This is a genomic window from Pelatocladus sp., assembly GCF_059505505.1.
Window position 1 is genome coordinate 20,424 of record NZ_JCACKS010000263.1, and the last position, 7,499, is coordinate 27,922.

The following is a 7,499-nucleotide window of genomic DNA, read 5'->3' on the forward strand; positions in this document are numbered from 1 at the left end:
TCGGATAGAGCATGGAATGGCTGTGGAGATGCGAAGTTTCATCGGAAATTTCGTGTTTCTACAGCTAAATCTATTGACTCAAGCAGGAAAAGCATATTCTTGGTGTTGGTGCTGTCTTGGGATTGACCAACTTGGGCATTATTTAATAAGAAATTTTGGTTTGACGCAAAAGCAGTAGATGTTTAAGCCTTGGGATGGGCTGTGTCTGCTGTTTTTGTTTTGTGAGTTTATTGTGCTTGCCTGTAATTGTTTATTCTAGAAATATAGACGGTTTGGCATAAATGCTATGTATTTTTCGTGTTAAATCTTAATATTTTAGGAAATAAAAATGCAAACAAAAACAAATTGGCGAATAGGGTCTTTATTTGGAATTCCTCTATTTTTAGACCCCTTGTGGTTTGTGATTTTAGGGTTGGCAACCCTCAACTTTGGTGTAGCTTACCAGGAATTAGGGAAAGTCTGGGCTTGGAGTGCAGGAGTAGTCATGGCACTACTGCTGTTTGCATCGGTGTTGTTACACGAGTTGGGTCACAGCTTGGTGGCGCGATCGCAAGGTATTAAAGTTAATTCTATTACTTTGTTTTTGTTTGGTGGGATTGCTGCTATTGAAGAAGAATCAAAAACTCCTGGTAAAGCCTTTCAAGTGGCGATCGCTGGACCAGCAGTGAGTATTGCGCTATTTTTGCTGTTGCGTCTGGGGGCTGATGTATTACCTGATACTAGCTCACTGCGATTAATGATGGGAGATTTGGCGAGAATTAATTTAGTCTTAGCCTTATTTAATTTGATTCCTGGCTTACCTTTAGATGGGGGACAGGTATTAAAAGCAGCAGTATGGAAAGCTAAAGGCGATCGCTTTCAAGCCGTGCGTTGGGCAGCAAAAACAGGACAAATTTTAGGTTACGCTGCGATCGCCCTCGGTTTGGCAGTAGACTATTTTACAGGTGAACTAGTTACAGGTTTGTGGATTGCTTTGTTGGGTTGGTTTGGTATCCGCAACGCCACGACTTATGATCGCGTGACAATTTTGCAAGAAACCTTGCTAAAGCTAAAAGCTAGTGACGCCATGACTCGCGATTTTCGCATAGTTGATGCTAACCAGACTTTACGTTCATTTGCCGATTTATATTTATTAGAAACAAGTCCTGTACAGGTTTATTTTGCTGAATCCGATGGACGTTATCGGGGTATGATTGCTATTGATGACTTGCGAACAGTAGAAAGAAGTGAATGGGAAACCAAGACTGTTGATGCGATCGTGCATCCCCTGACGGAAATTCCTAGTGTTGAAGAGTCAACTAAGATTGCGGAAATTATTAACAAGCTGGAAAACGAACATTTACCCCGTGTTACCGTGCTTTCGCCTGCGGGTGCTGTTGCGGGTATCATTGACCGAGGGGATATTGTCCGAACACTTGCACAAAATCTAGGTTTGCGGATCGCCGATGCTGAGATTAAGCGAATTAAAGAAGAAGGAAGTTATCCACAGGGGTTACAGTTACAAGCGATCGCAAAATCAACCACGAATTCACAGTGATCAGTTATCAGTTATCAGTTATCAGTTATCAGTTAGATAACTATTGCCCGTTCCCTATTCCCCGATTCATCATATCTTGCATCAACCCCATGTCCCGCCAATAAATAAATTTATTGGCTAATAGCTAAAGTCAGATAAATCTGACTAGGACAGTATTTCAGTCCGTTGAAACGGACTTATGCTATTAGCCTCACCAATTAATTCTGAGGCGGGATAGGCAATACGGTTCATATAAGACAAATCGATCTACATTAAACCCTGTAGAGACGTTGCACTGCAACGTCTCTACATGCCCAAAATTATGACGAAAAATTCTTAACCGAACCGTATTGGGATATGGGGTTGGTGCAAGATATCAGATCCCTGTTCCCTGTTCCCTGTTTAAAGATTAACCGTTTTTTGAGTTAGCCATTCATACCAATTTTCTAGCCCAGTTCCGGTTAATGCTGAAACTTGAAAAATCTGAATCTGGGGATTGACCTGCTGGGCATATTCTATACATTTTTGCATATCAAATTGGACGTAAGGCAGCAAATCAATTTTAGTGAGAAGCATAACTTCACTAGCACCGAATATGTGAGGATATTTAATTGGTTTATCTTCTCCTTCTGTCACAGAGAGAATTACAACTTTGAGGTTTTCTCCTAAATCAAATAAAGCCGGACAAACAAGATTACCAACGTTCTCGATCATCACAACTGAATCTAGTGGCGGGTTAAGTTGTTGTAGTCCCTTTTCGATCATGGCTGCATCAAGATGACAGCCTGTACCTGTATTAATTTGGACAACTTTACAGCCTGTTTCTTGAATTTTTTTAGCATCGTTGATAGTCTCTTGATCGCCTTCGATCACACTAATATTTAACTGGGTTTTTAAATCATTAATTGTGCGAGTTAAGAGGGTAGTTTTACCTGCACCGGGAGAACTCATAAGATTTAATGCGAGGATATTTCTACCTTTAAACCATCCTCGATTTTGGGCAGCTATTAAGTTATTTTTAGCTAAAATATCTTGTTCTAATGATATTGTTGTGCTATGTATTTTGGCATGAATATCTGATGCTGTTTGGTGAGTATGGTCGTGACTGTGAGAATGAGTAATGACGGTGCCATCGGGTAAAGTGTGGGTGTGATGATCATGATGATGTTTATGTCCATTGGCTTCAATTGATATTACTGTACCTGTTTCTAAATTAGAGATTTTGGCATCATTATCATCAGAACAACCGCAAGTTACACACATATTTCCTCTATCTCTATTTCTTTAATTTTCAGTTCTTGACCAGTGATTAAATCTATTTGTGTACAGCCACATTTACATTTACCAAAGGGTTGTTTTAGAGGAATTTCTATACCACATTGGCGACATTTACCTAAGCCCGAAATTTCTAAAATTTCTAATTTTGCTTGTTCTAAAACTGTTCCTTGGGAACAAATATCAAAACAAAATCGAATTGCGTCTGGCATGATGGCTGAAAGTTTGCCTATTTCTAATAGTACTCGTTTTACTTTTGAGCCGTGAGCATGTTCGGATACAATTGCTACGATATTTTGGGTAATTCCTAGTTCGTGCATTTTGAGTTTACTAATTTTTTTAATTATGATTGGTAAAAAATGTTTTTGCTGAACAAACCACAAAATTGTAGAGACGTTGCAGTGCAACGTCTCTACTACATACATATTATTAACAAATTCGTGGGAGTTGATCGCCGACAAGCATATCAACAATTCGTTCAGTACCAAAGAAAGTTTTTAATAAAACAATTCCTGCTGGTGAGGAAATTACTTCCCCGATTATACAAGCATTTTTTCCGGCGGGATGGGATTTCATGGCTGATAAAACTACCTCAGCATGTTCATTTTTGACTACTACAACTAATTTTCCCTCATTAGCTAAATACAATGGGTCTAAGCCTAAGATTTCGCAAACTCCTTTGACTTCTTCTCGAATGGGAATTGATTCCTCATCAAGGCGAATTGCGACATTAGAACTGAGGGAAAATTCATTTAATACAGTAGCTAAACCACCGCGTGTAGCATCGCGCATTGCATGAATTTCGGGACAAACATCAAGGATTGTTTTGACTAAATCATGTAATGGCTGACAGTCGCTTTCTATATTCGTTTCTAATGCTAATTCTCCACGGGCGATGAGAATGGCTGTACCATGATTACCTATTTCACCATTAATTATTACTACATCTCCAGGTTGAATATTATGGGCAGAAATAGAAATCCCTGCACGAATTACGCCAATACCTGTTGTATTAATAAATAATTTATCAGCCGCGCCACGATGCACGACTTTAGTGTCACCAGTGACAATTTGTACGCCTGCTTTATTGGCTGCAATTTTCATACTATTAACAACACGGCGTAATGTTTCTATTGATAAGCCTTCTTCTAAAATGGCGCTACAGCTAAGGTATAGAGGTTTAGCACCACTTACAGCTAAATCATTGATAGTACCATTAACGGCTAATTCTCCGATGTTACTTCCAGGAAAAAATAAAGGATCGACAACATAAGAATCAGTGGTAAAAGCGAGTTTATCTCCTTGTTGAATGAGACTCGCTAAATCAAAAGTTGCTTGATCTTCTAATTGTGAAAGAATCGGATTATCAAACTTACTAACAAAAACATCATCAATTAAATCGCGCATTGCTTTCCCACCACTACCATGTGCGAGAGTAATGTGAGTGTCCTGGACTTTGCTGCGACGACGAACTGATTCAATTTTTTGAAACAGAGAATTTTTGTCATTGGTCATTGGTTATTTGTCATTGGTCATTTGTCATTGGTCAATAGTCAAGAGTTAAGAGTTAAACCTAAAAGTTCTAGTTTCAAACCCCAACGTTCTCGTTTTAAACCTAAAAGTTCTAGTTTCAAACCCCAACGTTCTCGTTTTAAACCTGAAAGTTTTCGTTTTAAACCTGAAAGTTCTCGTTTTAAACCTGAAAGTTCTCGTTTTAAACCTCAATGCTCTGGTTTCAAACCTCAATGTTCTGGTTTTAAGGCGATTTCTTCTCCCTTGTCCTCCTTGTTTCATATCTTGCACCAACTTTTCGTCCCGCCAAGAAATTTATTTCTTGGCTGATAGCGAAAGTCAGATAAATCTGACTAGGAAAGTCTTTGAGTTCGTTTCAACGGACTTATAAATTTATTCTCAGGCGGGATATGGGGTAGGTGCAAGATGTAAGTTTTCCCCCTTCCTCTGTTTCTTCAAGCTGCTGTGTATCCACCATCTACAAATAAAACAGCACCAGTAATATAAGAAGATGCATCGGAAGCTAGAAAAACTAATGGGCCAATTAATTCTTCTGGTTTTCCACGACGCGCCATTGGTGTAAAGGTGATAATTTGTTTTTGCTTTTCGAGTTTTTCATGCTCTGCATTGGCACCGAGCATGATATTTTCAAAGTAACCAGGTGCGATCGCATTCACGCGGATATTTTTCGCAGCCCATTCCACCGCCATTACCCTTGTCAGTTGGTTAATTCCACCCTTCGCAGCACTATAAGCAACTAAACCAGGAATACCGACAACAGAAGCAATTGAGGAAATATTAATAATTGAACCACCCTTTTTTTGCTTCATCATCTGCACAGCAGCAAATTGCGAACAGTGAAAATGTCCCTTCAAATTCACATTCAAAATTTCATCCCATTCAGACTCAGAAAGTGATTCTGCGGGTTTAATAATGTCAATTCCAGCATTATTCACCAGAATGTTAACCTGTCCAAATTCATTAGCTGCAAACTGAATTAAATCATTACAACTATCACTTTCAGAAATATCAACGAAAGTTGCACTTGCAATTCCTCCAGAAGCTGCGATCGCTTGGGCGGTTTGTTTGGCTTCTTCAAAATTGCGATCGCCAACAATCACTTTCACACCCAATTCCGCCAAACCCACAGCCATCACTTTTCCTAAACCGCGTCCCGAACCAGTGACAATTGCTACTTTTTCGGACAAATCAAATAGGTTTTTGTGCATATATGATCACCCAGCGTGTTTTGTGGTTCGTTAATCAAAAATATTCTTTAGAGGATGTTTGAAAAGTCATGATTGATGTATCAAATATTTTTTACCCCACCCTAACCCTCCCCTTTACAAGGGGAGGGAACCGGATTTCTCTTGTTTCCCCCCTTTAGAAGGGCTACGGTGTACACACAAATCCTCTGATCCCCCTAAATCCCCCTTAAAAAGGGGGACTTTGATTCTAGTTCCCCCTTTTTTAAGGGGGGTTAGGGGGGATCAAAACGCTACTAGGCAACTTTATAAGACTTCTGTGTACACCGTAGCTTTAGAAGGGAGGGGGGAATAATGTAATTAAAATTACAGCCAATCACTTTTCAAACAATCTCTTAATTCACTAAACCTCCACTCCTTCTTTTCCAACTACCGAAAAACGACCATATTTGTAATAAGCTGCACACGCGCCCTCCGAAGATACCATACAAGTTCCTATTGGTGTTTCAGGAGTACAAGCAGTACCAAATACCTTGCATTCCCAAGGTTTCATCACACCTTTGAGAATTTCTCCACACTGACAAGCCTTATGATCTGCTACTTTTAAATTAGGAATTGGAAACTTCAATTCTGCATCAAACTGGGCATATTCAGAACGAATTTTTAACCCAGAATAGGGTATATTACCCAAACCACGCCACTCAAAATCTTTTCGTGTTTCAAACACAGTATTCATGGCGGTTAGTGCCAATTGATTACCCTTATTATCTACCAATCGGCGATATTGATTTTCAACTTCACAGCGCTTTTCTACTAATTGCTGTACTACCATCCAAACTGATTGGAGAATATCTAAAGGTTCAAATCCTGAAATGACAATTGGCTTGTGATAATGTTGAGAAATAAACTGATAAGGTTCAGTACCAATTACCATACTGACATGACCAGGGCCGACAAATCCATCGAGTTGCAAATCGGGATTATCTAACAGTGCTTGTAAAGCAGGAATCACGAGGACGTGATTACAAAACATGCTGAAGTTATGAATATTTTCTGCTGCTGCTTGGAGGATAGTAAAAGCAGTGCTAGGGGCTGTAGTTTCAAAACCTAAAGCAAAAAATACAACTTCTTTGTAGGGGTTTTCTTTGGCAATTTTGAGGCTATCTAAGGGTGAGTAAACCATGCGGATATCTGCACCTGTAGCTTTCGCTTGTTGCAGATTAGTCTGAGAACCAGGAACCCGCATTGCATCGCCAAAGGTAGTAAAGATGACGTGGGTATTTTGGGCGATCGCGATCGCATCATCTAACCTACCTTTTGGCATTACACACACCGGACAACCAGGCCCATGAATTAATTCTATTGCCTTGGGTAGGACTGCTTCGATGCCATATTTAAAAATAGAATGGGTATGACCGCCGCATACTTCCATAATTTTAATATCTTTATCTAGCAGGCAAGATAATTTTTCTATTTGCCATACTAGCGCTTTTGCTTTCTGAGAATCACGAAATTCATCTACATATTTCATATAAATTTTAGTGGTTATGAGAATAGATAATATTATTAATTAATTATCGAAAATCTCTAATTGTTAACCATGATTTCGGCAATTTCTTGTAGTATTTGCAATGTTTCTTTTGCTTCTTGTTCGTTAATACGGTTCATGGCAAAACCGACATGAACTAATACCCAGTCACCAATGCAAGATTCGGAAGGATGTTGATCATCAACTATACAAGCAATGTTAATTTGACGTTTGACGCCAGCGACATTGACTATAGCTAGTTTGTTATTTTGATCTGTTATTTCGATGATTTGACCTGGTATACCTAAGCACATTTTTTGTTTTCCTATTTTATGAATCGAAAAGATAGCAAATAAAAAATAGTAATATTTAAACCATATATAATACACTGATTAAGTAGAATGCTTTCAAAAAAAACTAGAGCGGTAAAACTTGCTAGAGGAGCATACTCTCAAGACTAGCC

7 protein-coding genes are annotated in these 7,499 nt (G+C 39.0%); 1 reads left to right on the forward strand and 6 read right to left on the reverse strand.

Translation table 11 applies throughout. The features are described from left to right. The first annotated feature begins 328 nt into the window (after positions 1-328). Positions 329-1,537, forward strand: coding sequence for a site-2 protease family protein (locus tag AC5JMK_RS27950; protein ID WP_495911472.1), 1,209 nt, complete (start codon positions 329-331; stop codon positions 1,535-1,537). 381 nt (positions 1,538-1,918) lie between these two features. On the opposite strand, the gene hypB is transcribed toward AC5JMK_RS27950, so the two are convergent. The 6 genes from hypB to AC5JMK_RS27980 form a co-directional block, all read right to left on the reverse strand. Then, positions 1,919-2,779 (reverse strand): hydrogenase nickel incorporation protein HypB, encoded by an 861-nt coding sequence (hypB, locus tag AC5JMK_RS27955; protein WP_096675719.1) that lies wholly within the window; start codon positions 2,777-2,779, stop codon positions 1,919-1,921. After that, positions 2,770-3,111 (reverse strand): hydrogenase maturation nickel metallochaperone HypA, encoded by a 342-nt coding sequence (locus AC5JMK_RS27960; RefSeq protein ID WP_096678918.1) that lies wholly within the window; start codon positions 3,109-3,111, stop codon positions 2,770-2,772. The genes hypB and AC5JMK_RS27960 overlap by 10 nt, the downstream gene beginning before the upstream one ends. 109 nt (positions 3,112-3,220) lie before the next feature. After that, entirely contained in the window at positions 3,221-4,306 is a 1,086-nt protein-coding gene (gene hypE / locus AC5JMK_RS27965) for a hydrogenase expression/formation protein HypE (protein ID WP_096675720.1), read from the reverse strand. A gap of 452 nt (positions 4,307-4,758) precedes the next feature. After that, on the reverse strand, positions 4,759-5,532 hold the full coding sequence (locus tag AC5JMK_RS27970) for an SDR family NAD(P)-dependent oxidoreductase (RefSeq protein ID WP_096675722.1): 774 nt from the start codon (positions 5,530-5,532) through the stop codon (positions 4,759-4,761). 379 nt (positions 5,533-5,911) lie between these two features. After that, positions 5,912-7,039, reverse strand: coding sequence for a hydrogenase formation protein HypD (hypD, locus tag AC5JMK_RS27975; RefSeq protein ID WP_495911473.1), 1,128 nt, complete (start codon positions 7,037-7,039; stop codon positions 5,912-5,914). Between the two features lie 56 nt (positions 7,040-7,095). Then, positions 7,096-7,350, reverse strand: a complete 255-nt coding sequence (locus AC5JMK_RS27980) for a HypC/HybG/HupF family hydrogenase formation chaperone (RefSeq protein WP_495911474.1) — start codon at positions 7,348-7,350, stop codon at positions 7,096-7,098. Positions 7,351-7,499: the final 149 nt, after the last annotated feature.